Source organism: Dechloromonas sp. CZR5 (genome assembly GCF_008711155.1).
Classification (GTDB): domain Bacteria; phylum Pseudomonadota; class Gammaproteobacteria; order Burkholderiales; family Rhodocyclaceae; genus Azonexus.
In genome coordinates this window covers 74,419-94,764 of record NZ_VUYQ01000009.1, presented here as the reverse complement: position 1 = coordinate 94,764, position 20,346 = coordinate 74,419, and the positions used below count along the sequence as shown (strand labels likewise).

Below are 20,346 nucleotides of genomic sequence, written 5' to 3'. Positions count from 1 at the left end.
CGATGTCGCGCATCATTCCCAAGGAGCAGCTGGCCGGCTATCAGCGCTGGCAGATCGGCTCCTTCGACAAGCCAGCCGAGCCAAGCGCGCCGGCAATCGACGAGCCTGCCGGATCGCTATCGACGCAGGCTACGGCCGATTCCGGACAACCTGACGCAGGAACGGTCGTCGATATACCCTTCCCGACCGCCGACGATCTGGCACGCATCAACGATGCCGCGCGCACCGAAGGCTATCAGGCCGGCTACGAAGAAGGACTGGCTGCCGGACAGGCCGAGTTCGACGCACGCATGGCGGATCAAGCCGCGCAGTTTTCGACGATCATCGGCAATCTTCAGGTTTCGCTGGCCCATCTGGATCAGGAAGTATCCGACCAACTGCTCGATCTCGCGCTCGAAATCGCCTCGCAAGTACTCCGCAACACGCTCAAGGTCGAACGAGAACGCTTGCTACCGACCATTCGCGAGGCCATGGCCGAATTGCCGCTGCACCACGGCGGCATCTCCTTGCACCTCAACCCGCTGGATGCCGAGGCGCTATCTTCGACGCTCAAGGATCAACTCACCCATACCGGTGCCCACATCGTTCCGGACGTGACCGTTTCCGAAGGCGGTTGCCAGGTCAGGGCGGGCAGCAGCGAAATCGACGCCTCGATCGAAACACGCTGGCGGCGGGTTCTGGAAGCCATCGGCATTGAACCGACGCAATGGCTGACGAAAACCTGAGTTCGCCGCCGCCTGACCATCTTGGTCGCTGGCGGCGCTTCCTGGCCAACTGCCAGGCTGCAGCCAGCCAGGCCCAGCCCTTGTGGGCAACCGGCCGCCTGACGCGCATCAACGGATTGGTCATGGAGGCATCCGGCCTCAAGCTGCCGCTTGGCAGCACCTGCCGCATCATCCCGGGCGGAGGGACGCCGGTGGAAGCCGAAGTCGTCGGCTTTGCCGGCGAAAAAATCTACCTGATGCCGTCTGACGATGTTTTCGGCCTCGCCCCCGGAGCGCGCGTCGAGGCAGTCGATGCACCGCAAACCGGACCGCGCGTCGACGTTCCTCAGTTCAAACGCCGCCGCGCAATCGATCGTGCCAAGCAGGTACCCGTTGGCGACGAACTGCTCGGCCGTGTCGTCGATGGTGTCGGACGCCCGCTGGACAGCAAAGGCCCGCTCACCATAGCGACCACGCGTTCGCTCCAGAGTCGCCCGTTCAATCCGATGATGCGCGCCTCCATCGTCCAGCCGCTCGATGTCGGCATTCGGGCGATCAATGCCCTGCTGACCGTCGGGCGCGGCCAGCGGATGGGACTCTTCGCCGGCTCCGGGGTCGGCAAGTCGGTTCTGCTCGGCATGATGGCGCGCTACACCGAAGCTGAAGTCATCGTCGTCGGCCTGATCGGCGAACGGGGTCGCGAGGTCAAGGAGTTCATCGAACAGATTCTTGGCGAAGAAGGCATGCGGCGCTCCGTTGTCGTGGCCGCGCCGGCCGACACGGGGCCGCTCATGCGCCTGCAAGGTGCCGCCTATGCGACGACCATCGCCGAGTACTTTCGCGACCAGGGCAAGCAAGTCCTGCTGATCATGGACTCGCTGACCCGCTTCGCCATGGCCCAGCGCGAGATAGCGCTGGCCATCGGCGAGCCGCCGGCGACACGCGGCTATCCGCCATCGGTCTTCGCCCGCCTCCCGCAACTGGTCGAACGGGCGGGCAACGGCCCGGAAGGCGGCGGCTCGATCACTGCCTTCTATACGGTGCTCGCCGAAGGCGACGACCAGCAGGATCCGATTGCCGACTCGGCGCGCGCCATTCTGGACGGCCACATCGTGCTTTCCCGCACGCTGGCCGACGCCGGTCACTACCCCGCCATCGATATCGAACAGTCGATCAGCCGCGCCATGGTCAATTTGATCGACGCGCCGCACCTCGACCAGATCCGCAAATTCAAGGTGCTCTTCGCGCGCTATCAGCGCTCGCGCGACCTGATCTCAGTCGGCGCCTACGCGCCTGGCTCCGACCCTGTTCTCGACCAGGCCATCGCGCTGTACCCGAGGATGGAGGGCTTCCTGCAACAACAACTGGTCGAGCAGGCAGACTTTCCGGCCAGCCTTGAAGCACTCAAGACGCTCCTCTAATAACCCATGCCTCAGACATTTTCCCTGCAACCCTTGCTGGACCTGATGCAAACCCGCACCGACGAGGCGACCAGGACCCTCGGCAAACTGATCGCGGCAGAACAAAGCCAGCGCAGCCGCTTGCAGATGCTCGAACAGTATCGCGAGGAATACGCCCAACGCCTGCGGGAAGCCGTCGCCCAAGGCATCACCCGGCTGGTCATGCTCAATTATCAGGATTTCCTGGCCAGAATCGACGAAGCCATCGAGCAGCAACGGATTGCCGTACAGGATTCCGAACGCAACACCAAAGCGGGCCAGGTGCATTGGCAAAGCCAGAACAAGCAATTGAAAGCCATTGACACCTTGTCCCAACGACATGATGCCCGTGAGCGTTATCGCGAGAACAAGATCGAGCAAAAACTGCAGGATGAGTTCTCCACGCGGAAATACGGCATCAAGGACTCATCCGACCAGGACTCCTGACAGGCACGCATATTGCTCACAGCTGGCTAAACAATCTTTTCAAAGGTTTGGCCATGGGCCTGAGTGTCATTTCACAGCGAGCAAGCGGCGTCAGCACAAACTCAGGCGCTAGCTCTACCGGTACGAGCAGTGCGCTGCCCGGCGATTTCGCCACCCTGCTATCGGGCCAGTCCCTGTCCGCACTCATGTCTCAGGGAAGCGACCCATCCCTCGCCTCCAAAGCCTTGGCCGATGACGCCGGCACGCGAGACTTGCTCACGAGCGACACCGCCGCCGATGCCGGCATATTGCAGCTCGACCCGGCAGCGCTTATCGCCATGCTCGGCACCGCTCAAAACCAGCCCGCTGCCCGCAGCGAAGCTCCAAGCATCGAACTGAACAGCGACACACTCTCCGCTGCCTCGAAAGGCCAATTGCTGGCGGGAAATATCCCGACCGAATCTACTCCCAAGGACCTTCCCATTCTGGACAAGGCGCTAGCCGCGCAACGCGCCGGCCTGGGCGTCTCCGGCACGGAGGCGAAACTCTCCGGCGATCCGGCACCGGCAACCAAGCCACTCCTTGACACGGCAAATATTGCCGCCGGCAGCGAACCCGGCATGGGGCACGTCCCTGCATTCAACGATGCGATTGCCACCTCGCTCCATCAGCGCGGCGTCGCACCAGGCGGACAATCAAACATGAGCAGTGTCGCCGCCCATCTGCATAACCCGGCATGGTCGCAGCAATTCAGCGAGAAAGTCGTCTGGATGGCCAACCAAGAGATACAAAGCGCCCAGATCAACATCAATCCGCCACAACTCGGTCCTGTACAGATCACACTAAGCCTGAGCGGTGACCAGGCAACCGCCGTATTCGCGTCGCCTCACGCCGAAGTACGCCAGGCAATCGAAAGCTCCTTGCCCCAACTGAAGGAAATGCTTGCTTCCGCCGGCATCAGCCTGGGCGATACCAATGTCGGTGCAAATCTGGCACAGCAAAACCAGAATACCCCTTTCACAACGCCAAACAGAACCCAAGCAACGCTTGAAAACGCTATACTCCCGGCCAATGACAATGCGCCAGGCGCAGGTGTCGCAACGCCCCTGCAACAAGGCCGGGGCCTTGTAGACCTGTTTGCCTGACGGACAAGGAAACTCTAGACAGGAGAGAACATGGCCAAGGATGCCAAGCCAGCGGAAGAAGGGGCAGAAGTCGCTCCGAAAAAAAGCAAAAAACTGTTGATCATCATCTTGGCCGTTGTTCTGGTGGTTGTCCTGGCCGGCGGTGGCGCGGCCTTCATGCTGCTCAAGAAGGGCGATCACGAGGAAGGCGACGAGGAAGTCGCCGAAGAAACCGCCAAGCCCAAGAAAAAGGACAAAAAGAAAGAAGCGCACGCCGCTCCGGTCTTTGTCAATCTCGACCCGTTCACGGTCAACCTGGTTCCTGAAACCGGCGATCAATACCTGCAGGTGATCCTTTCGCTCGAACTCGAAGATGCGACCGCTGACCCGCAACTCAAGGCATTGACCCCCAAAATTCGCAATAACATCACCTTGTTGCTCTCTTCCAAGAAAGCCTCGGAACTGCTGCCGAAGGAAGGCAAAGAGAAGCTGGCCGAAGCGCTCAAGGAAGAGATCAATTCGGTCATTGAACCGCCCAAGAAGAATAAGAAAGGCGAGATCACGGCTTCCGAAGGTCCGGTCAAGTCCGTCCTTTTCACCTCTTTCATCATCCAGTAAGGAGCCATGGCAGGCGACTTTCTCTCCCAGGATGAGGTTGACGCCCTACTCAAGGGCGTCACCGGCGAGACTGACGAACCTGAGGACAGCACAGGTGAAGGCGGGGGGGTTCGCGCCTACAACATCGGCACCCAGGAACGGATTGTCCGCGGCCGGATGCCGACCCTGGAACTGGTCAATGAGCGCTTTGCCCGTTACCTGCGTATCGGCCTGTTCAACTACATGCACCGGAACGCGGAAATCTCGGTCGGCCCGATTCGCGTCCAGAAATACAGCGAGTTCATCCGCAACCTCGTCGTACCGACCAACCTGAACCTCGTCGTCGCCAAGCCCTTGCGGGGCACGGCACTCTTCGTGTTCGACCCGAATCTGGTCTTCCTGGTGGTCGACAACATGTTCGGTGGCGATGGTCGCTTCCATACGCGCGTCGAAGGGCGGGATTTCACGGCAACCGAGCAACGCATCATCCAGGGCTTGCTCAATGTAGTCTTCACCGAATACAGCAAGTCGTGGAAACCCGTCTACGACATGAGCTTCGAATACATCCGCTCGGAGATGAATTCGCAGTTTGCCAACATCGCCACTCCGTCGGAAATCGTGGTTTCCACGACTTTTACGCTTGAGTTCGGTGGCGCAACGGCCGACATGCACATCTGCTTCCCCTATTCGATGCTGGAGCCTATCCGCGACCTCCTGTACAGCACCATGCAAAGCGACCAGCTGTCCTCGGACAAGCGCTGGATCGGCACCCTGCGCAAGCAACTGCAAGGTGCCGAGGTTGAAATCGTAGCCATGCTGGGCTCAGGCAAGGTATCGCTGGGACAGATACTCAGACTCAAGGCCGGTGACGTCATTCCCCTGCACATCCCGGACAAGATCGAGGCTTTGGTCGACAGCGTTCCGCTCATGGAGTGCACCTACGGCCAGCAGAATGGTCAATACGCTTTGAAGGTCGAGCGATTCATCGCCGCCTCGCCGGAAACCGCCCACGCGGAACCGGCACCAGGAGAAAACAATGGCTGACGAAATGGAAAACATCGAGAGTAACGCCGCCGACGAAGGCCAGATCAGCGAAGACGACTGGGCTGCCGCCATGGCCGAGCAGACCGTTTCCGACGCCCCGGCCGAGCCGGTCAATGCCCAGCCGGCGAACATTTTCCCCTCATTCGGCGGCAACAGCGGCAATGCCGGCATGATGAACGAACTCGACATGATCCTGGACATTCCGGTTCAGATCACGGTCGAACTGGGCCGCACGAAGATCACCATCAAGAACCTGTTGCAGCTTGCCCATGGTTCGGTCGTCGAACTCGATGCCATGGCCGGCGAACCCATGGATGTCATGGTCAACGGCACCCTGATCGCCCAGGGCGAGGTCGTCGTGGTCAATGACAAGTTCGGTATCCGCCTGACCGACATCATCACGCCATCCGAACGGATGCGTAAGCTCAATCGCTGAACGCGCTGCGGAGTTTCGATTAAGATAGCGGGCTACGATCTCCGCTAGCGAAACCCGCCTTGTTACGCACCCTAATTCTGCTCCTTCCTGCCGCAGCCCAAGCCGGCGAAGCCGTTCAACCGGGCATCTCGTCAGGGACCTATATCCAGGCCGGCTTCGCCCTGGCCCTTATCGTCGCCCTGCTGGCTGCAACGGCCTGGCTGGCACGCAAGGTCTCCGGCGGCAAAGGCTTCGGACAGGCCGGCATGAAGGTCATCGGTGGCGTGGCGCTAGGCCCTCGCGAGCGAATCGTGCTGCTCGAAGTTGGCAATGACTGGCTGGTCATCGGCATCGTTCCTGGCCAGATTCGTACACTGCACCGTATGGACAAGGGCAGCCTCCCGGACGCAACATCCTCCGCCTCGGCCGAAAAACCTTTTGCCCAGTGGCTGCAAACCGTCGCCAATCGCTCACAACATGATTAAACGCCTGCTCGCCTCGCTCCTGCTCTTGCTTCCCGCCGGACTGGCGCTGGCTCAGGCCACGGGCGGCCTTCCGGCAATCACCAGCGCACCGGCCGCCGGCGGCGGAACGACCTATTCGCTGACGATCCAGACACTGCTGTTGATGACGGCGCTGACCTTCATCCCGGCCTCCGTGCTGATGATGACCGGCTTCACGCGCATCGTGATCGTCCTCTCCCTGCTGCGCCATGCGCTGGGTACGCCAACCACCCCCCCCAACCAGATCATCGTCGGGCTGTCCTTATTCCTGACCTTCTTCATTATGAGCCCGGCACTCGACAGGGTTTATACGGAAGCCTATCTTCCCTTGTCGGAAAACAAGATCAACGTCATGCAGGCTGCCGAGAGGGCTGCAGCACCAATGCGCGGCTTCATGCTCAAGCAGACCCGCGAAGCCGACCTGGCACTGTTCGCCGGCATCGCGAAGATTGACAAGATCGACAAGCCAGAGGACACGCCGCTGCGCATACTGATCCCGGCCTTTGTCATCAGCGAACTCAAGACTGCCTTCCAGATCGGTTTCATCCTGTTCATTCCCTTCCTGGTGATCGACATGGTGGTCGCCAGCCTGCTGATGTCGATGGGCATGATGATGATGTCTCCGGTCATGGTCGCTCTGCCGTTCAAGCTGATGCTCTTCGTTCTGGTCGACGGCTGGCACCTGATCATCGGCTCACTGGTCCAGAGCTTTTCGCCATGACGCCGGGGACCGTCATGGAGATTGGCCGCCAGGCGATCGAGGTAACCCTGCTGATTTCGGCACCGCTGCTCGTCACCGCCCTGGTCGTCGGCCTGATCATCAGCATCTTTCAGGCCGCAACGCAGCTGAACGAATCGACCTTGCAGTTCGTTCCCAAGCTGGTTGCCATGTTTGTCGTCTTGCTGCTGACCGGCCCGTGGATGCTGCAGTACCTGATCGACTATATCCAGCGCCTGTTCGGCAGCATTCCCCAACTCATCGGCTAATCCATGATCAGCATCGCTTCCGGCCAGATCGATGCCTGGATCGTTGCCTTCATCTTTCCGCTGAGTCGCATCCTGGGATTCATCGCGACGGCTCCGTTGTGGAGTACAGCCGGCGTACCCAAGCGTATTCGATTGACCATCGGCATTGCGATTACCGTCGCCCTCGCCCCCGGTTTGCCGCCAATGCCGGAAGTGCAGCCCGCTTCGCCAGCCGGACTATGGATCATGGCTCAGCAGATGTTGATCGGTATCGGTATGGGCTTCGCCGCGAAGATTGTCTTTACGGCATTCCTGTTCGCGGGCGAATTCATTGGCAGCCAGATGGGGCTTGGTTTTGCGACCTTCTATGATCCTTTGAACGCCTCGCAAACCCCCGTCATCGCGGAATTCATGAACCTGGTCGCCTTGCTGCTGTTCCTGTCGCTGAACGGACACCTGCTTTATCTCGCGACCCTGGCCCAAAGCTTTTCGGCCATTCCGATCAGCAACGTGCCCGTCGGTGCCGGCTCCTGGCTGAACATTGCCGAACTCGGCAGCAAGATATTTTCCGCAGGGCTGCTCTTGTCCCTGCCCATCATGGCGGCGCTGATGATCACCAACGTCGCACTGGCCGTATTGACGCGGGCCGCACCGCAACTCAATCTTTTCGCACTGGGTTTCCCGCTCACCCTGATCGGAGGCTTCCTTATCCTGGCCATCAGCCTGAATTACCTGGCGCCGCCGTTCCAGGGCATTTTCCAGGTCGGACTCGAAGCGATGCTCGGCGTTATGGTTCCCGGAAAACCGTAACGCTCAGTTCAGCATGAACGAGTCGGCCTGCTGGGGCTTGACCAGCTTGATCGTTCCTTCGGCAACGCGCCGGGCGCCGATTGTCTGCGAGTCGATACCTTCGCTGTATTCGAGAATCTGGTATCCGCCAAACCCCTGCTCGCGCTGTATCTGATTGGCTCGGCGCTTGAGTATCTGTATCGATTCGCCCGAGCCGCCGGTATGGTAGCGCTTCATCTTCATCGAGAACCGATAGGTCTCGTCGTCCAGCCGCTCCTCCTCGATCTCCCAGTTCGGCGCCAGCGGATCGTAGTAGGCATAGATCGCGGCCCCCACCAGCAAGGTCGTCAACGAAACCGAAGTGTGCGCGGTCAGGCGAATGGCCTGATCGGGAATCAGCGGCGAGCCCCCTGTCCTGCCGGTATTGGTGCAACCCACCAAGGCGACGCACACGGCCATCCCCACTAGAACTCTTGTTTTCATAGGATGTTGAACAAGCTCAGCTGACTGATTTCCTTGAAGGTCGTTTGCGCGGCTTCGAGTTGCATCTTGTAGTTGGCGAACCGCGAAATGGCCTCGGTGTAATCGAGATCCTGCAAATCAGAAAGGCGCTGGGTGTACTGCAGGTTGCGATCCTTGCTGCCCTCGATCAACGTCTCCAGAGAGTTCTGGCGGGCGCCGACCGTGGCGCGCACATTGGCCACATGGGAAATGGCCGAACGCAGGTCGCCAATGGCCTGGTTGTAAGTGGCGGCCGTATAGGGAACGCCGCTGGTCGGATCGAGAATGTCGATCATGTTCTGCAAGCTGTCGAAGACGCTCCGGCCAACGACATTGCCTGAAGCATCCTTGACGCGCATGAACACATCGAGGCCGTTCTCGCTGATCGGCATTTCGGCAGACTGGGAAACCAGCAGCGACTGCTGCCCGGCATCACCGTTGTAATTGACCAGGGTCCCGCCACCCAGCGCGTAGGGTTGGGTCGCACCCACATTGTTCTGGAAGGGCTGCGTCGTCGCCTTGAAGCCGGCAAAGATATACAGGCCGGTACCGTCCTGCGTGTTGGCCAGGCTGACCAGATTCTGCATGCGCTTCTTCAACTCGGCGGCGAGCATGCCGCGATCCGACGCACTGTAGGTCGGATTTCCCGCATCGCTCGCCCGGGCGAAGATCGCGTCGAGTTCGTTGTTCACGCTGCTCAGCGTTCCCTCCAGGAAGGTCAGGGAAGACAGGGCCGTGTTCTGGTTGTCGAGCATCTGGGTGGTGACCCCTCTGGATTGCTCGACCTTGAGCGCCTCCGAAGCGGCAATCGGGTCATCGGCCGGTGTCAACACACGGCGTCCGGTGGATAGCTGGTTCTGGGTCTTGTACAGATCGAACTGCCGGTCCTGGATACCCTGCTTGCCGCTAGTGAAAATCATCGAGGTACTGACACGCATGGGCTTTCTCCTTATCTGCCAAGCGACAGGATGGTATCGAACAGCTGATTACCGACCTCCAGTATCTTGGAAGATGCTTGGTAGGCACGCTGGAACTTCAGCATCTCAGCGGCCTCTTCGTCCAGGTTGACCCCGGAAAGTGCCTCACGCGCCGATTGCGCCTGCTTGAGCACGGAAGTTTGCGCATCCATCTTGACCTTGGTTTCTCGGGTCATGATGCCGTTATCGGCCACCAGACGAGCAAAGGCCGCCTGGTAGGTTGCCGTGCCGCCGGAGACGGTGTTCTGCGTCTGCAGCTTGGCAAACAGCACCGCATTCCGGCCGTCCTGAACACCTGCCGTATTCTGCTGCACCGTAAACTGGTCGCCGGCTGCCGGGCTTCCCTTGATATCGAAGCTCATGCCGTTGAAGGTGATCTTCGCCAGGGTTGCCGCGCCAGCAGTCAACGGGATGTTACCGGAGCTCGGCGCCGAACTCGTACCGTCCGAATAGACAGCCGTCCATGTCCCAGGGACGCCGTTGAGCGTGGTCGCCGTCGCGCTCAGCGTCACCGGCAATCCCGCCATGCTGTAGCCGGTCGCGACGCTGCCTTGCGAGATGGTCATCGAACCGGTATTGGTCTGGACCGGAGCCGTACGAACCGGTGCGGCAGCGGCAACCAGACGCGGGTCGGCGGCAATCCGGCCGTCGACACTGATCGTCATCGCCGCATCGGCCACCGGCTTGATCACGAAGGTATCGCCATTGTTGCCGACCGCACCAATGGTGATCGCTACGCCATCCACAGTAACCGAACCGGCACCGCTACCGCTGCCAACCAGCTGCCCGTCGCTCTGGCGCGTGATGGTGTACGCGCCGGCGGCACCGAAAGCCACCTGATAGTTGCTGTTGGTCAGATTGGTATAAAAATTCCCGGAATTGCTCGGTGCGGCAAGGCTTGCCGACACGGCGCCCGTCCCCGTATTGCCCGCGTTCGGCAAAACCATGGGAGACGGTATCGAAAAGAAATTGCCGACAAATCCGGCATTCCCCAAAATATTGCCCTGCAAATCCTGACCAAGCTCATGCTGGGCATTGAAGGTAAGCGCCACGGATGCGGCGATGCGTCCCAGCTCGTTTCCTACCGAATCCAGGGAGCGATTGCGAAAATCGACCAAGCCGCCCAATTGCCCGCCGACAATCAGCGAATCCGGCATCTGGAGCGTTCCGCTATTGGTTTTCAGGCCGACAACGATCTTCGATGGATCGGAGGTCGAGGCGGTGGCCGTCAGCTGCATCACCTGCGAGCCGACAACCAGCTGCTGGCCGTTGCCGATATAGACGTTGTAGCTGCCATTGGAATTGGTGCTCGTTTGCACCCGGATTCGCTTGTTGAGTTCGCTGACCAGTTGATCGCGCTGATCGAGCAGGTCGTTGGCCGGTTGTTGATAGGCAGCTTCGGCAACCACGATCCGCTGATTCACGTCGGCGATCTGGGCTGCATAGGCATTGATTTCGCTCACGGCATCCGTGATACGACCATTGACCTCATCGGCAATTTCGCCGATTTTGCTCTGGATGTCCTGGAAACGGCCCACCAGCGTCTGCGCACTGCTGATCATCGACTGCCTGGCCGGCAGGAGCGACGGATTCGACGCAACCTGCTGGACACCGGCAAAAAAGCTCTGCAGTGCGGGCGACAAGCCGGCATTGGGGTCGGCCAGCAGGTTATCGATCTGGCTGATTTCACTGTAGAAGGAATCCAGCTGGCTGACCTGGGTCTGGGCGGTATTGACCTGGGAATTGACGTAGCTGTCGTACATCCGCTTGACGGTCTGCACATGGACACCCTGCCCCATCGCGCCGGCACCGGTATTGACCGCGATGTTGGTCGCCTGCGTCGTCGTCTGACGGCTGTAGCCCGGCGTATTGGCGTTCACCACGTTATGTTCGGTCGTCAGCAAGCCCATCTGCGCTGCCGCGATGCCACTGACTCCGATGCTGAAAATTCCTGTACCCATCATGTCACCTCTAGGAGGTTAACGGCCAAACTACCGTAAAGTTTAGGAAGCCATCAACCGATCAGTGCCTGCCGCAATGCGGGGCCATTGATAATGCGCGACAACTTGTCGGCATACATCGGATCGGTGGCGTAGCCAGCCTGCTGCAAACGTTTCGCAAACTCCGTGCCATCCTGCGACCCGATCACCGCACCGAAGCGCGCGTTGTTACGCAGCAGATTGGCGTAATCGCGGAAAGCCTCCTCGTACGAGCCGTAAGCCCGAAAACGCTCGACCGACTGCTGCGGCTGACCATTGACGTACTCCGTCGTCGTCGTATCCGCCGTCGCACCGTTCCAGTTCTTGCCGGCCTTGATACCGAACAGGTTGTAACTGGGCGAGCCGTCGGCGCGACGTATTTCCGAGCGCCCCCAACCGCTTTCCAGCGCCGAATGGGCAACCAGGAACTGCGGCGGAACGCCGGTCGAGCGCGAAGCCTCGACCGCATACGGCCACACCCGATTGACGAACTCTTTCGAATTGGCCGGCATCTCCGTTGCGGCAGCTGGTGCAGCCGTCGCATTGGCACGTGGATATGCCGCGGAAGTCGGCAGATTGCCGAGCACCGTTTTGTACTGCAGATGGCGGCCATCGGAAGCGGCAAGCGGCAAGTCGCCGGCGGCAGCGTTTGCCGCCCCCTGCGCATCGCCCTCCGGGGCATTGCCGACCATCGTGCGCCCCAGTTGCTGCTCGATCAACTTGGCGAATCCGACGCCTTTTCCATTGGACGAAAGGTTCTGCGCCATCTGCTGGTCGAGCAGGCTGGTGTAGAACTTCGATTGCTCGCTGTTGAGCATGCCGTCGTCCGGTACGGTATCGCGCATGCTCTTCATGACCATCTGCAGGAACATGGTCTCGAACTGCTGCGCAGCCGCCTTCAGCCCTTCCTGCGGATTCTTGGCGAACTGGCTGCGCAAATCCTGCGCCGACTGGACGTCGAAAGCCGCCCGGTTGGGCGTGTTCTGTATTTTCATCGACATCGTCGGGATCAGATGATTTCGAGATCGGCGCGCAGCGCCCCGGCAGCCTTCATGGCCTGCAGGATGGCGAGCAGGTCGAGCGGGTTGGCACCCAGCGCGTTCAATGCCTTGACCACATCCGCCAGGTTGGCGCCGGCCTTGACGTTCATCAGGCTGCCGTTGTCCTGCTTGACCTGGATGTCGGCGCCCTGTCCGAGCTGCGGCTGGCCGGCATCGACCACCACCGACAGGCTGCCGTGCGCGACAGCACAGGCTTCCAGGGTCACCTTCTGGTTCATGACCACCGAGCCGGTACGCGGATTGACGATGACCTTGGCCATGCCTGCCACCGGCTGGACATCGAGATTCTCGACACGCCCCAGGAAAGCAACGCGCGAATCGGCATCCTCCGGGGTACGCACCGCGATGCGCCGACCGTCGATAGCCTGCGCGGTCCCCGGCCCCATGCTCCGGTTGATGGCATCGACCACCTTCTGGGCGGTGCCGAAGTCGGTCGTCGACAATTCGTAATAAACCACGCCACCCTGTCCGATCAGCGTCGGGACGGCGCGCTCGACGCTGGCGCCGCCAGGAATACGTCCGGCCGACAGATGGTTGACAGTCACCTTGGAGCCGCCCGACGAAGCCCCCGCTCCGCCGACCATGACGCTGCCCTGGGCCATGGCGTATACCTGACCGTCGGCCCCCTTGAGTTGCGTCATCAGCAAGGTTCCGCCGCGCAGGCTCTTGGCATTGCCCATCGACGACACGGTGACATCGATGCTCTGCCCTTGCCGCGAGAAAGGTGGCAGGTTGGCCGTGACCATGACTGCCGCCACGTTCTTGAGCTGCAGTTTCTGCGACTGCTCCTGGGTCAGATTGACGCCCAACTGCGACAGCATGTTGGCGATGGCCTGCGTGGTAAACGGGGTCTGCGTGGTCTGGTCGCCGGTGTTGTCGAGACCGACGACGATGCCGTAACCGATCAACTGGTTGTTGCGCACCCCCTGAATGCTGGCCAGATCCTTGATCCGGTCGGCCAGCGCCGGCTGGCACCACAGCGGCAGCAGACAGGCGGCCAGAATTGCCGTCTGCCGGAACAGTTTGCCGCTTTTCGTCTTCATGATGCGCCTCCGCAAGAAATTCCCTAGAACGGCATCACACTAAGGAAGAAGCGTGCCAGCCAGCCCATGACCTGGCCTTCGGCCAGTTGGCCGGAAGACTTGTATTCGAACCGGGCATCGGCAATCCGCGACGACTCGATCGTATTGAAGGCATCGACAAAGCTCGGGTTGATCACCCCGGAGATACGGACGAATTCCTGCTCGTTCCCGATCGCCACCTGCTTCTCGCCCGAAACCAGCAGGTTGCCGTTGGGCATGACGTCAATCACGGTCACCGACATGTTGCCGTTGAAGATGTTGTTGTTCGCCGCTTCGCCCTTGCCGCTGAAGGCATTGGCGCTTTCGGCCTCGAGATTGAGTCCGACCAGCCCTTTGCCTGGCAGCTTGTTCAGACCGGACACCGATGCCGAGGCCGTATTCGATTTATCCAGCTTGTTGTTGGACTTGGTAGAGGCTGTCGTGCTTTCGGTAATCTTGACCGTAATCGTATCGCCTACGTAGCGGGCACGGCGGTCCTCGAACAGCGGCCGGCTGCTGGCCGCCTGGTAGATCGAACCGTTGCCGGTCGGCATGTCGAAACGTGCTGAGGGACGCGCCGTCATCGGCTGATGCACGTTGGTCGGCGGAACCGTCGCGCACCCGGCCGACAGCAACAGGGCGCTCAGCAGCAAGATCAGGACAGGGCGTTTCATGAGATCACCTTACAACTGGGTCAGGCGCCCGAGCATCGCATCGGAAGTCGACACCACCTTGGAGTTCAGTTCGTAGGCACGCTGGGTCTGGATCATGGTCACCAGTTCCTCGGCCACGTTCACGTTGGAGGTTTCCACGTAGCCCTGGTTCACGATGCCGGCACCGTTGGTCCCCGGCGTATTGGGCGTCGGCGTACCGCTCGCCGCGGTTTCCTGGTACAGGTTCTGCCCCATGCTCAACATGCCGGCCGGATTGATGAAGGTCGCCAGCTGGATGCTGCCGATCTGCGTCGCCGCAGCGCTACCCGGCTGGGTGACGGTCACCGTACCGTCGGTGCCGATCGACATGCTCAGCGCGTTGGCCGGAATCGTGATGTTCGGCTGCAGCGGATAGCCATCGGAAGTGACGATCTGGCCCTGGTTATCCTTCTGGAAGGAGCCATCCCGGGTGTAACCCGTCGTGCCGTCCGGCAACAGGACCTGGAAGAAGCCGTTGCCTTGTATGGCCAGATCGAGCGTGTTATCGGTCTTCTGCAGATTGCCCTGCGTGAAGATACGCGCCGTGGAGACCGGACGGGCGCCGGTACCCAGCTGCAGGCCGGCAGGAACCTGGGTCTGTTGCGACGACTGGGCGCCAGGCTGCCGCATGGTCTGATAGAGCAGGTCCTCGAACACCGCGCGCGAACGCTTGAAACCGTTGGTACTGACGTTCGCCAGGTTGTTCGAAATGACATCCAGCTGGGTCTGCTGGGCATCGAGACCGGTACGGGCAATCCACAGGGAACGGATCATGATTCAGGTCCTATCAGGCATTCAGGGAGAGCAGCTGATCGGCCCGCTGGGCGTTCGTATCGGCTGTCTGCAGCATCTTGATTTGCATTTCGAACTGGCGCGACAAGCTGATCAGATTGACCATCGCATCGGTGACGTTCACGTTGCTGCCTTCCAGCGTGCCGGATACCAGCTTGACGTTCACATCGGCATCGGCCGGCTGGTTGTTGCGCAGGCGGAACAGGCCGTCCGAACCGCGCACCAGATCGGCCTCCGGCGGGTTGACCAGCTTGATCCGCCCGATCGCATTCGAATTGTTCGGCGTACCGAAATTCGGCACCACGGAAACCGTGCCATCGGGCGCAATCTCGATGTTGTTGTCGGGCGGAATGTTGATCGGTCCGCCCTCACCGGCCACCGTATAGCCGCTCTTGGTCTGCAGCAGACCGGTCACATCGACATCCAGGCTGCCGGCGCGGGTATAAGCCTCGCTGCCATCGGGCAACTGGACGGCGATCCACCCCCGGCCGCGCACCGCGACATCGAGGTTGCGCCCGGTGAACATCAGCGGCCCTTCGTCCATCACGTCGCTGACCGAGGCATCCACCGTGAAGGCCCGCGTCGGCATCCCTTCACCGATCACCGGCACGGCACGGAAGCGATGCTCCTGGGCCTTGAAGCCGATGGTGCTGGCATTGGCCAGGTTGTTCGCGGTACCGGCCTGCTGCATGAACACATGCTTGGCGCCGGTCATCGCGGTGTAGATCAGACGATCCATGTCAGCGGCTCAATCGGTGGTTTAGCGCAGGTTCACCAGCGTCTGCATGACCTGATCCTGCGTCTTGATCGACTGGGCGTTGGCCTGATAGTTACGTTGCTGGGTGATCAGATTGACCAGTTCCCCGGTCAGGTCGACGTTGGACTCTTCGATGGTCGAGGAGGAAATGACCCCCAGGTTCGAGGTACTGGGCGCACCGACCAGCGCCGGACCGGATACGGAGGTTTCCGACCACTGGTTGTTGCCGAGTGCCTGCAGGCCGTTCGGATTGGTGAAGTTGGCCAGCACAACCTGCCCCTGGGCAAAGGTCTGACCGTTGCTATAGCGCCCTTGCACCACGCCATCGCTACCGATCGACAGGCCGATCAGATTGCCGGCCGCATAGCCGTCCTGCTCCAGACGATTGGTGCCGAACGGACTGCCGAACTGGGTGCTCCCGGTAAAGTCGATCGGGAAGGTTTGCGTGGCTTGCGCACCGTTGGGCGGCTTGCTCTGGCTGGCGACGACGTTGCTGATATTGACCGTCACGTTCATCGGCGAACCGGCCGTGATCTGCCCGTTGGTGCCGAAGGTCAGCGTTCCGATCGGACCGGCGCCGCCGTTATTCTGGTTGGTCGTCCCGTCGACGTTGGCATAGACATCCCACTGGCCCGATACAGCCGTCTTGCGGAAGTAGAAGGTCATGGTGTGGTCGTTGCCCAGGGAGTCATACATCGACAGGGCCGTCGAGTAGTTGTACGTCAGCGGGTCCGGCGTGAAGGCCGTGGTCGAACCGGCGGCGCCACCGTTAACCCACGCCGATGTCGGCGTAGACTGCCGGGAATCCAGATTCAGGTTGGCCTTGATGCCATTGAAGCTGCTGCTCGTGTTATACCCCGTTGCCTTGGGCGACAACGCGGAAGCGGAAATCTGCAGCGGCGCCGGCGTCGACGGCACGATCACGCCGGAAAGGGCGGCATATCCGGTGAGTTTCAGATTCTGGTCATTGACGATAAAACCGTTCTTGTCCAGGTGGAACTGGCCGTTGCGGGTATAGGTTGTCGCCCCGTTCTGGTCCATCTGGAAAAAACCTGCACCGTTGATCGAGATATCGAGCGCATTGCTGGTCGCGGTGATGTTGCCCTGGGTGAATTGCTGCTGAACCGCACCGAGGTTCACACCGATACCGATCTGACTGGCGCCTGCACCGGCAAGCGAGGCGGCATAAACATCACCGAAGTGGGTGACCGAAGCCTTGTAGCCGACCGTACTCGAGTTGGCAATGTTGTGGCTGGTCGCGTCAATTGCCTTGGAAGCAGTGTTCAGGCCGCTCAATGCTTGTTGGAATGCCATTGCTGTTACCCCTTACAGAATTTGCTGGACGTCCTTGAAGGCCACATCGCCCAAGGAACCCAAATCGAGGATGAATCCGTCTTTGCTGCGAGTAACAGCAGAAACCGTGCCAATTTCCATTGCCGTGGCATCGATCTTTTTGCCGCCTGCCGTGGCGGCGATGGAGAAGGTGTAGTTCCCCTCCTTCATGGCGTTGCCCGCATCGTCCTTGCCATCCCAGGAGAAGTACATGATGCCGGCTTCCTGCGCCCCCAACTCTTTCGACTGGACAATCTTGCCGCTGGCGTCCTTGATGGTCAGCGTCACTTTATCGGCGGCCGCCGCCAGCGAAGCACCGCCGAAAGCTGACTTGCCGGCAGCGAGCGGCAAACTGTTGCCGGCAACCATCACATTCTTGCCGATGATGCCTGCCGCCTGCAGGCCCTGTGCCTCGTTATAGCCGCTCAACAACTGCGACAGGGTCGCGTTGAGCTTTTCGATGCCATTCACCGTATTCAACTGGGCCAGCTGTGTGGTGACCGCTGCGTTATCCATTGGATTCAGCGGATCCTGGTTCTTGATCTGTGTCATCAGCAGCGTCAGGAAGCGATTCTCCATATCCGCTGTCGTGCTGGTCGTCGCTTTCTTGCCGCTGTTGCCGTTGATGGCGGAAAAGATATCGGCAGCCGTATTCGATTTCGTATCGGTGACGCTGGTAGCCATTTTTTACTCTCCTGTACGAGTCTTAGCCCTGGGCGATCTGCAGGGTGCGCAGCATCATGGCCTTGGCGGTATTCATGACCTCGACGTTGGTCTGGTACGAACGCGAGGCAGAGATCATGTTGGTCATTTCCTCGACCACATTGACGTTGGAAAAGGCGACATATCCCTTGTCATTGGCAGCCGGGTTTTTGGGGTCGTACACCATGCGCGGCGGCGAAGCATCGTCGACCACCTGGCGTACCCGGACCCCCTTGGAAAGATCGCCGGCACCGCCCATCGGCGTTGCCTCGAACACAACCTGCTTGGCTCGATAGGGCTTGCCGTCCGAAGAAACGATGCTGTCGGCATTGGCCAGATTGGAAGCCACCGCATTGAGGCGCATCGATTGCGCCGTCATGGCGCTGGAAGAAACCTTGAATACGTTGAACAGGCTCATCTATTGTCCCTTAGGCGTTGTTTGAAGCCATGGCGCTGCGGATACCCTTGAACTTGTCGCTGATCAACTGGGTCAGTATCTGGTATTGCATGGCGTTCTCGGCAATCTGTGTACGCTCGACATCCATGTCCACCGTATTGCCATCCACCGCCGACTGGGTTTCCTTGCGGTATTGAAGCACCGCCGGCCCGCTGGCCGAACCGCCTGCGATATGGCTGCCCGAGGTGCGCGCCAGAGCCACGCCGCCGACTTGCATGCGGCCACCCATTGCATTCTGCATGGCAGCCTCGAAGTTGAAATCGCGTGCCTTGTACTGCGGGGTATCGGCGTTGGCGATATTGGATGCCAAAACCTGATGACGCTGGGCACGCAGATTGAGTGCCTGACTGTAGACGGAAATGCTTTGTTCGATGCTTGCCATGATGGACTCCGGATGCTCGGTCAGTGATTAGCACGCTCCGTGCCATGGCAATCACACGGCAATTTTCCAGCTTCCCGGCAAAGTCTTCGGCAATTCTTGCCGGAAGACATGCAGCATCCTGATTGCTCAGGCAAAATGTACGGATGATCCGATACTTGGCATTCCTGTTTTTCCTTATTTCCACCACCACTGGCCACACGGCGGAAACCGATCTCGTCGTCGATACGGCTGAGCGCTATGTTCGGCAGCAGACGCAGGGCTTGCCGGGCAAGGTCCAGATCAAGGTAGGCAGGCTTGATGTTACCCGCCTTCCCCCATGTACCGCCCACGAGGCTTTTTCGCCATCCGGTACCCGGCTCAGCGGCAAAACCCATGTTGGCGTGCGTTGCCTGGGACCTGCGATCTGGAGCGTTCTGGTGCCGGTACAAATTGCCATCACCGGCAACTACGTCACGACCGGTCGCCCCCTGGCAGCCGGTCAAACCATTTCCGCCGGCGACCTGATCGTCAGCACGGGCGACTTGACCACCATGCCCACCGGCATTCTCGGCGACCCGCAACTCGCCATCGGCAAGACCTTGCGCAACTCGCTGGGGGCCGGTCAGCCGCTACGCTCCGACCAGCTCGTCGCGCCACTGGTCATCCGGCAAGGGCAGACCGTCCGCATCATCTCGGCAGGCCCGGGATTTGCTGTCAGTTCAGAAGGAAAGGCCATGAATAACGCCGCCGAAGGACAGATTGCACAGATTCGAATGGCTTCCGGACAAACCGTCAGCGGCGTGGCCAAAGCTGACGGTAGTGTAGAAATCTCTTTTTAGGCTAAAGTTCTGCCTCGAATGGTCGTTAATAGGATTGAGTAAAAAGTTTTGAGATGATCACCATGAAGATCGACAACAGTTACAAGCCCACGACGACCGGCATTCCAAGCAAGCCATCGACGACCCCGACGGCCGTCGCGACACCGGCGCAAGATGCGGTCAGCCTTAGCCAGGTGGCAGGCAGCCTGAATGCGGGCACCAACCAGCCCCCGGTCAATACGGCGCGTATTCAGGAAATCAAGCAGGCCATTTCGGAAGGTCGCTTCAAGATCAATCCGGAGGCTATTGCCGACCGCCTGATCGAATCGACCCGCGACCTCCTGAACCGCGACGGCAAGCTTCAGGCCTGATGTCCGACATTGCAGGCATCCTGGCTCGGGAAATCGAACTGGTTTCCCGGTTCATCTCGCTGCTCAATGACGAACAGGACAGCTTGAAAAAGGCTGACGCGGACACGCTGCAAGCGATCACGGCAGAAAAGAGCCCGCTGATTGCCCAAATGAACAGCGCTGAAGGCGAGCGCATGGCGGCCATCGGCGCAGCCGGTCAGCCCGGCACCAAGGCCAGCATGCAGCGCTGGCTTGAAGACAATGCAGCAGATACCGCGGCTGCAACAAACTGGCAGCAACTCCTGGAATTGGCCCGCGAGGCCAAGGCATTGCATGACCTGAACATTCAGTTGGTCGACATGCACCTCAAGAATGCCACCGAGGCGCTCGCCATCCTCACCCAGCCGCCTGAGTCCTCGAGCCTCTACGGAGCCAGCGGCCAGACCATGAGCAGTTCCGGCAGCCGTATCGTCGACTCGGCCTGAACGGCCTGGATAAC

Annotated in this window: 26 protein-coding genes; 14 read left to right on the top strand and 12 right to left on the bottom strand. The window is 60.2% G+C overall.

The annotated features are described in order from the left end of the window. The first annotated feature begins 2 nt into the window (after positions 1-2). Genes F1002_RS18485 through fliR form a run of 11 tightly spaced genes read left to right on the top strand, consistent with a single transcriptional unit; the run spans position 3 to position 8,028 of the window. Positions 3-725, top strand: coding sequence for a flagellar assembly protein FliH (locus F1002_RS18485; RefSeq protein ID WP_150430521.1), 723 nt, complete (start codon positions 3-5; stop codon positions 723-725). Further along, positions 707-2,125: a flagellar protein export ATPase FliI gene (fliI, locus tag F1002_RS18480; RefSeq protein ID WP_150430520.1), complete on the top strand. Its 1,419-nt coding sequence runs from the start codon at positions 707-709 to the stop codon at positions 2,123-2,125. The genes F1002_RS18485 and fliI overlap by 19 nt, the downstream gene beginning before the upstream one ends. A gap of 6 nt (positions 2,126-2,131) precedes the next feature. Next, complete coding sequence (gene fliJ, locus F1002_RS18475; protein ID WP_150430519.1) at positions 2,132-2,590, top strand: flagellar export protein FliJ; 459 nt, start codon at positions 2,132-2,134, stop codon at positions 2,588-2,590. A 53-nt stretch (positions 2,591-2,643) separates the two neighbouring features. Beyond that, the gene (locus F1002_RS18470) at positions 2,644-3,714 is read left to right on the top strand and encodes a flagellar hook-length control protein FliK (RefSeq protein WP_150430518.1); all 1,071 of its coding nucleotides are present in this window, start codon (positions 2,644-2,646) and stop codon (positions 3,712-3,714) included. Between the two features lie 30 nt (positions 3,715-3,744). Continuing rightward, positions 3,745-4,311, top strand: coding sequence for a flagellar basal body-associated FliL family protein (locus F1002_RS18465; RefSeq protein WP_150430517.1), 567 nt, complete (start codon positions 3,745-3,747; stop codon positions 4,309-4,311). A gap of 6 nt (positions 4,312-4,317) precedes the next feature. After that, on the top strand, positions 4,318-5,334 hold the full coding sequence (gene fliM / locus F1002_RS18460) for a flagellar motor switch protein FliM (RefSeq protein WP_150430516.1): 1,017 nt from the start codon (positions 4,318-4,320) through the stop codon (positions 5,332-5,334). Continuing rightward, complete coding sequence (gene fliN / locus F1002_RS18455; protein WP_150430515.1) at positions 5,327-5,770, top strand: flagellar motor switch protein FliN; 444 nt, start codon at positions 5,327-5,329, stop codon at positions 5,768-5,770. The genes fliM and fliN overlap by 8 nt, the downstream gene beginning before the upstream one ends. 59 nt (positions 5,771-5,829) lie before the next feature. Next, a complete protein-coding gene (gene fliO, locus F1002_RS18450) occupies positions 5,830-6,234 on the top strand; it encodes a flagellar biosynthetic protein FliO (protein WP_150430514.1) in 405 nt (134 codons plus the stop codon). Next, positions 6,227-6,973 carry a flagellar type III secretion system pore protein FliP gene (gene fliP / locus F1002_RS18445; protein WP_150430513.1) on the top strand — a complete coding sequence of 249 codons (747 nt, stop codon included), beginning with the start codon at positions 6,227-6,229 and terminating at the stop codon, positions 6,971-6,973. The genes fliO and fliP overlap by 8 nt, the downstream gene beginning before the upstream one ends. After that, entirely contained in the window at positions 6,970-7,239 is a 270-nt protein-coding gene (fliQ, locus tag F1002_RS18440) for a flagellar biosynthesis protein FliQ (protein WP_150430512.1), read from the top strand. Before fliP ends, fliQ begins: the two co-directional genes overlap by 4 nt. Before the next feature lie 3 nt (positions 7,240-7,242). Continuing rightward, the gene (fliR, locus tag F1002_RS18435) at positions 7,243-8,028 is read left to right on the top strand and encodes a flagellar biosynthetic protein FliR (protein ID WP_150430511.1); all 786 of its coding nucleotides are present in this window, start codon (positions 7,243-7,245) and stop codon (positions 8,026-8,028) included. A 3-nt stretch (positions 8,029-8,031) separates the two neighbouring features. On the opposite strand, the gene F1002_RS18430 is transcribed toward fliR, so the two are convergent. From F1002_RS18430 to flgB, 12 genes are read right to left on the bottom strand one after another with little or no spacing between them, the layout of a single operon-like run. Then, a complete protein-coding gene (locus F1002_RS18430; RefSeq protein WP_150430510.1) occupies positions 8,032-8,460 on the bottom strand; it encodes a hypothetical protein in 429 nt (142 codons plus the stop codon). A gap of 26 nt (positions 8,461-8,486) precedes the next feature. Beyond that, the gene (flgL, locus tag F1002_RS18425) at positions 8,487-9,446 is read right to left on the bottom strand and encodes a flagellar hook-associated protein FlgL (protein WP_150430509.1); all 960 of its coding nucleotides are present in this window, start codon (positions 9,444-9,446) and stop codon (positions 8,487-8,489) included. A gap of 11 nt (positions 9,447-9,457) precedes the next feature. Continuing rightward, positions 9,458-11,446, bottom strand: a complete 1,989-nt coding sequence (flgK, locus tag F1002_RS18420) for a flagellar hook-associated protein FlgK (RefSeq protein WP_191090467.1) — start codon at positions 11,444-11,446, stop codon at positions 9,458-9,460. A 53-nt stretch (positions 11,447-11,499) separates the two neighbouring features. Continuing rightward, positions 11,500-12,459 (bottom strand): flagellar assembly peptidoglycan hydrolase FlgJ, encoded by a 960-nt coding sequence (gene flgJ, locus F1002_RS18415; RefSeq protein ID WP_223879672.1) that lies wholly within the window; start codon positions 12,457-12,459, stop codon positions 11,500-11,502. A 14-nt stretch (positions 12,460-12,473) separates the two neighbouring features. Next, complete coding sequence (locus tag F1002_RS18410; RefSeq protein WP_150430506.1) at positions 12,474-13,568, bottom strand: flagellar basal body P-ring protein FlgI; 1,095 nt, start codon at positions 13,566-13,568, stop codon at positions 12,474-12,476. A gap of 23 nt (positions 13,569-13,591) precedes the next feature. Continuing rightward, a complete protein-coding gene (locus tag F1002_RS18405; protein WP_150430505.1) occupies positions 13,592-14,260 on the bottom strand; it encodes a flagellar basal body L-ring protein FlgH in 669 nt (222 codons plus the stop codon). A 9-nt stretch (positions 14,261-14,269) separates the two neighbouring features. Then, positions 14,270-15,052 (bottom strand): flagellar basal-body rod protein FlgG, encoded by a 783-nt coding sequence (gene flgG / locus F1002_RS18400; RefSeq protein WP_150430504.1) that lies wholly within the window; start codon positions 15,050-15,052, stop codon positions 14,270-14,272. A 13-nt stretch (positions 15,053-15,065) separates the two neighbouring features. Next, positions 15,066-15,809, bottom strand: a complete 744-nt coding sequence (gene flgF, locus F1002_RS18395; RefSeq protein ID WP_150430503.1) for a flagellar basal-body rod protein FlgF — start codon at positions 15,807-15,809, stop codon at positions 15,066-15,068. 21 nt (positions 15,810-15,830) lie between these two features. Beyond that, positions 15,831-17,141: a flagellar hook protein FlgE gene (flgE, locus tag F1002_RS18390; protein WP_150430502.1), complete on the bottom strand. Its 1,311-nt coding sequence runs from the start codon at positions 17,139-17,141 to the stop codon at positions 15,831-15,833. Positions 17,142-17,153: 12 nt separating this feature from the next. Continuing rightward, the gene (locus F1002_RS18385; protein ID WP_150430501.1) at positions 17,154-17,843 is read right to left on the bottom strand and encodes a flagellar hook assembly protein FlgD; all 690 of its coding nucleotides are present in this window, start codon (positions 17,841-17,843) and stop codon (positions 17,154-17,156) included. Positions 17,844-17,865: 22 nt separating this feature from the next. Next, positions 17,866-18,279, bottom strand: a complete 414-nt coding sequence (gene flgC / locus F1002_RS18380; protein ID WP_150430500.1) for a flagellar basal body rod protein FlgC — start codon at positions 18,277-18,279, stop codon at positions 17,866-17,868. Between the two features lie 10 nt (positions 18,280-18,289). Then, entirely contained in the window at positions 18,290-18,700 is a 411-nt protein-coding gene (flgB, locus tag F1002_RS18375; RefSeq protein ID WP_150430499.1) for a flagellar basal body rod protein FlgB, read from the bottom strand. Between the two features lie 143 nt (positions 18,701-18,843). Between flgB and flgA the strand changes: the two genes are divergently transcribed. The 3 genes from flgA (at position 18,844) to F1002_RS18360 (ending at position 20,332) form a co-directional block, all read left to right on the top strand. Beyond that, positions 18,844-19,518 carry a flagellar basal body P-ring formation chaperone FlgA gene (gene flgA, locus F1002_RS18370; RefSeq protein ID WP_150430498.1) on the top strand — a complete coding sequence of 225 codons (675 nt, stop codon included), beginning with the start codon at positions 18,844-18,846 and terminating at the stop codon, positions 19,516-19,518. A gap of 62 nt (positions 19,519-19,580) precedes the next feature. Beyond that, a complete protein-coding gene (gene flgM / locus F1002_RS18365; protein WP_150430497.1) occupies positions 19,581-19,868 on the top strand; it encodes a flagellar biosynthesis anti-sigma factor FlgM in 288 nt (95 codons plus the stop codon). Beyond that, a complete protein-coding gene (locus tag F1002_RS18360; protein WP_150430496.1) occupies positions 19,868-20,332 on the top strand; it encodes a flagella synthesis protein FlgN in 465 nt (154 codons plus the stop codon). Before flgM ends, F1002_RS18360 begins: the two co-directional genes overlap by 1 nt. Positions 20,333-20,346 lie beyond the last annotated feature (14 nt).

What these genes read in the sequence shown, in the direction of transcription:
- F1002_RS18485 (WP_150430521.1), top strand. Translation starts at nt 3, where the DNA reads ATGTCGCGCATCATTCCCAAGGAGCAGCTGGCCGGCTATCAGCGCTGG.
- fliI (WP_150430520.1), top strand. Translation starts at nt 707, where the DNA reads ATGGCTGACGAAAACCTGAGTTCGCCGCCGCCTGACCATCTTGGTCGC.
- fliJ (WP_150430519.1), top strand. Translation starts at nt 2,132, where the DNA reads ATGCCTCAGACATTTTCCCTGCAACCCTTGCTGGACCTGATGCAAACC.
- F1002_RS18470 (WP_150430518.1), top strand. Translation starts at nt 2,644, where the DNA reads ATGGGCCTGAGTGTCATTTCACAGCGAGCAAGCGGCGTCAGCACAAAC.
- F1002_RS18465 (WP_150430517.1), top strand. Translation starts at nt 3,745, where the DNA reads ATGGCCAAGGATGCCAAGCCAGCGGAAGAAGGGGCAGAAGTCGCTCCG.
- fliM (WP_150430516.1), top strand. Translation starts at nt 4,318, where the DNA reads ATGGCAGGCGACTTTCTCTCCCAGGATGAGGTTGACGCCCTACTCAAG.
- fliN (WP_150430515.1), top strand. Translation starts at nt 5,327, where the DNA reads ATGGCTGACGAAATGGAAAACATCGAGAGTAACGCCGCCGACGAAGGC.
- fliP (WP_150430513.1), top strand. Translation starts at nt 6,227, where the DNA reads ATGATTAAACGCCTGCTCGCCTCGCTCCTGCTCTTGCTTCCCGCCGGA.
- fliQ (WP_150430512.1), top strand. Translation starts at nt 6,970, where the DNA reads ATGACGCCGGGGACCGTCATGGAGATTGGCCGCCAGGCGATCGAGGTA.
- fliR (WP_150430511.1), top strand. Translation starts at nt 7,243, where the DNA reads ATGATCAGCATCGCTTCCGGCCAGATCGATGCCTGGATCGTTGCCTTC.
- flgL (WP_150430509.1), bottom strand. Translation starts at nt 9,446, where the DNA reads ATGCGTGTCAGTACCTCGATGATTTTCACTAGCGGCAAGCAGGGTATC.
- flgK (WP_191090467.1), bottom strand. Translation starts at nt 11,446, where the DNA reads ATGGGTACAGGAATTTTCAGCATCGGAGTCAGTGGCATCGCGGCAGCG.
- flgJ (WP_223879672.1), bottom strand. Translation starts at nt 12,459, where the DNA reads ATGAAAATACAGAACACGCCCAACCGGGCGGCTTTCGACGTCCAGTCG.
- F1002_RS18410 (WP_150430506.1), bottom strand. Translation starts at nt 13,568, where the DNA reads ATGAAGACGAAAAGCGGCAAACTGTTCCGGCAGACGGCAATTCTGGCC.
- F1002_RS18405 (WP_150430505.1), bottom strand. Translation starts at nt 14,260, where the DNA reads ATGAAACGCCCTGTCCTGATCTTGCTGCTGAGCGCCCTGTTGCTGTCG.
- flgG (WP_150430504.1), bottom strand. Translation starts at nt 15,052, where the DNA reads ATGATCCGTTCCCTGTGGATTGCCCGTACCGGTCTCGATGCCCAGCAG.
- flgF (WP_150430503.1), bottom strand. Translation starts at nt 15,809, where the DNA reads ATGGATCGTCTGATCTACACCGCGATGACCGGCGCCAAGCATGTGTTC.
- flgE (WP_150430502.1), bottom strand. Translation starts at nt 17,141, where the DNA reads ATGGCATTCCAACAAGCATTGAGCGGCCTGAACACTGCTTCCAAGGCA.
- F1002_RS18385 (WP_150430501.1), bottom strand. Translation starts at nt 17,843, where the DNA reads ATGGCTACCAGCGTCACCGATACGAAATCGAATACGGCTGCCGATATC.
- flgC (WP_150430500.1), bottom strand. Translation starts at nt 18,279, where the DNA reads ATGAGCCTGTTCAACGTATTCAAGGTTTCTTCCAGCGCCATGACGGCG.
- flgB (WP_150430499.1), bottom strand. Translation starts at nt 18,700, where the DNA reads ATGGCAAGCATCGAACAAAGCATTTCCGTCTACAGTCAGGCACTCAAT.
- flgA (WP_150430498.1), top strand. Translation starts at nt 18,844, where the DNA reads ATGATCCGATACTTGGCATTCCTGTTTTTCCTTATTTCCACCACCACT.
- flgM (WP_150430497.1), top strand. Translation starts at nt 19,581, where the DNA reads ATGAAGATCGACAACAGTTACAAGCCCACGACGACCGGCATTCCAAGC.
- F1002_RS18360 (WP_150430496.1), top strand. Translation starts at nt 19,868, where the DNA reads ATGTCCGACATTGCAGGCATCCTGGCTCGGGAAATCGAACTGGTTTCC.